This is a genomic window from Halobaculum sp. EA56 (assembly GCF_051195075.1).
Classification (GTDB): Archaea; Halobacteriota; Halobacteria; order Halobacteriales; family Haloferacaceae; genus Halobaculum.
Genome location: NZ_JBNTJX010000067.1, coordinates 1 through 2,290, shown reverse-complemented (window position 1 = coordinate 2,290; position 2,290 = coordinate 1). Strand labels below are relative to the sequence as shown.

Sequence of the window (2,290 nt, the reverse complement as noted above, 5' to 3'; positions counted from 1 at the left end):
ATGATGTCCCCGTCCCGAACGACGTGGACGACTGTCTCGCCGCGCCCCTCACGCTCGCGGACGTAGTCGGCGACCCGATCGGGGACATCGACGTCGCGGTCGTCCAGCAGCGCGCGGTTGCCGACGACGACTTCCTGGCCATCGGCATGGGCGATGACGCCCTTGCCGGCGACCACGTCGAAGTCGTCGGGATCGGGGACCGACCTGCGCCCCACGTCCGTATCGTCCGCTTGGGCGACCGTCGCTCCACCGTCCGTCGCAGCCGTCTGGCGTTCGCGGGCCATGTCGACGATGGCGTCCGCGAGGTGGTGTTCGCTCTTCTTCTCGGCGGTCGCTGCGAGCGAGAGGACGTCGGCGGCGGCGACGCCGAACCCCTCGATACCGGAGACGGTGGTCTCGCCCTTCGTGAGCGTCCCCGTCTTGTCGAAGGCGACGAGATCGATCTTGCCGGCGCGTTCGAGGTGTTCGCCGCCCTTCATCAGCACGCCCGACCGGGCGGCGTTACCGATGGCCGAGACGATGCTGACCGGTGGCCCGATGACCAGCGCGCCCGGACAGCCGATGACCAGCAGCGTCAGCGACAGGATCGCGTTCTGCGTGACCGCGTACGCGCCGATAGCCAGGGCAATGACGGCCGGCGTGTAGTACTTCGCGAACCGGTCGATGAGACTCTCCGTGGGCGACTGAGCCTCCTGGGCCTCCTCGACGCGACGGATGATCCGTTCGAGAGTCGTATCCGATCCCGCTCCCGTCGTCCGGATTTCTAGCGCGCCCTCCTGGTTGACCGTCCCGGCGTACACCTCGTCGCTGTCGGCCTTGTGGACGGGCGCGCTCTCGCCGGTGACCGGCGCCTGGTTGACTGCGCTCTCGCCGTCGACGACGGTTCCGTCGACCGGGATCTTCCCGCCCGGCTTTACGACGACGACTTCGCCCTCTTCGACATCGCGGGCGGAGACCTTTTGGAGTGTCCCGTCGCGACGGACGGTCGCCGTGTCGGGCGTCATCTCCAGTAGCTCCTGAAGTGCCGTCCGGGTCTTCCGCATCGTCCGGCCTTCGAGGTAGCTGCCAAGGCTGAACAGGAAGACGACGGCGGCGGCTTCCCAGTACTCCCCGATGACGATAGCACCGATGGCGGCCAGCGTCACCAGCGTCTTGATGCCGAGCGTCCGGTTGGTGACCTCGTGGTAAGCGGTCTTGGCGATGTCGTAGCCACCCACGACCGTCGCGAGGACGAGGATGGCGGCGCTTGCCATCTCGAAACTCGTGAGGTAGCCGAGACTCCAGCCACCGCCGTACAGCAGGCCGCTTGTCGCCGTGACGATGGCCTTCCGGTGGTTCCGGTAGTACTGCGTGATCGATTGTTTGTTCATAGTGTTAGGCGGGCTGGGGAGTGTACCCCTGGTTTTCGATGGTCTCTGCGAAGGCGTCGGGGTCAGCGACGCTGTCGTCGTACTCGATCTCGACGCGGCCGGTCGCGTAGTGGACTTCGACGTGCTGGACGCCGTCGACGTTCGACAGGGCGCGTTCGACGGTACTCGCGCAGGTCGGGCAGTCGAAGTCGAGGACGCGGAATTGGGTTGTGTCGCTCATTACAGTTTGAGATAGTGCCCGTACCTCAATAAGTATTTTTTATATGATATGTTTGAATTCGGATACGAGTCGTTGGAACAGTCAAACGGGTCGTCTAGGGCTTTCGCTATCGCGGGTCCATCCTGTACTGGATACCTCGACAGACACCTACCCGACTCCTGCCCCGCTACCTTTTCCCGCGTGCTCGCGCTCAGTTCTCGTATGAGTGATTCCGATACCGACCACCGTCTCGACGACATCGCGGTGCGAGACACTCGGATTTCGGACGCCATCGACGAGCCGATGCGGGCGATGGTCCTCGACATTCTGTCCGAGGAAGCCCTAACTGCGACCGAGGTCCACGAACGCCTCGACGATCGCGGCATCGACCGGACGGAGAACACGGTCCGCCATCACATCAACGAGCTCCGGGATGCGGGCCTCGTCGACGTCGTTCGCTTCGAGGAGGGGCGTGGTGGGACGACGAAGTACTACCACGCGAACACGATCGTCCTCTCGTACTCACTACCAGATTCGGCCGACGCCGCCGTCGAGGAGATGATCGACGCTGCCCAGCCCCAGATCACGGACGCGCTCACTACGCTCACCGACGAGTACGACGACGCTATTGAGGAGATCGTCGAGGATATGCAGCCCTGCGAGCACTGCCAGACCCAGAAGTACGAGACGTACGTTCTTCTGACCGTCCTGCGACGTGCGT

The 2,290-nt window shown here is 64.2% G+C and carries 3 protein-coding genes; 1 reads left to right on the top strand and 2 read right to left on the bottom strand.

The window, feature by feature from the left end; genetic code table 11:
• Nucleotides 1–1,370, bottom strand: a 1,370-nt coding sequence (locus ACQUQ1_RS21975) for a heavy metal translocating P-type ATPase (RefSeq protein ID WP_435066323.1), incomplete at its 3' end; no start/stop codon positions are given.
• Between the two features lie 4 nt (nt 1,371–1,374).
• Nucleotides 1,375–1,590, bottom strand: a complete 216-nt coding sequence (locus ACQUQ1_RS21970; RefSeq protein ID WP_004594622.1) for a heavy-metal-associated domain-containing protein — start codon at nt 1,588–1,590, stop codon at nt 1,375–1,377.
• A 201-nt stretch (nt 1,591–1,791) separates the two neighbouring features.
• Here ACQUQ1_RS21970 and ACQUQ1_RS21965 point away from each other — a divergent pair.
• Nucleotides 1,792–2,290, top strand: a 499-nt coding sequence (locus tag ACQUQ1_RS21965) for an ArsR/SmtB family transcription factor (protein WP_435066322.1), incomplete at its 3' end; no start/stop codon positions are given.

Coding starts and splice junctions, on each gene's coding strand:
- ACQUQ1_RS21970 (WP_004594622.1), bottom strand. CDS start 1,590: ATGAGCGACACAACCCAATTCCGCGTCCTCGACTTCGACTGCCCGACC.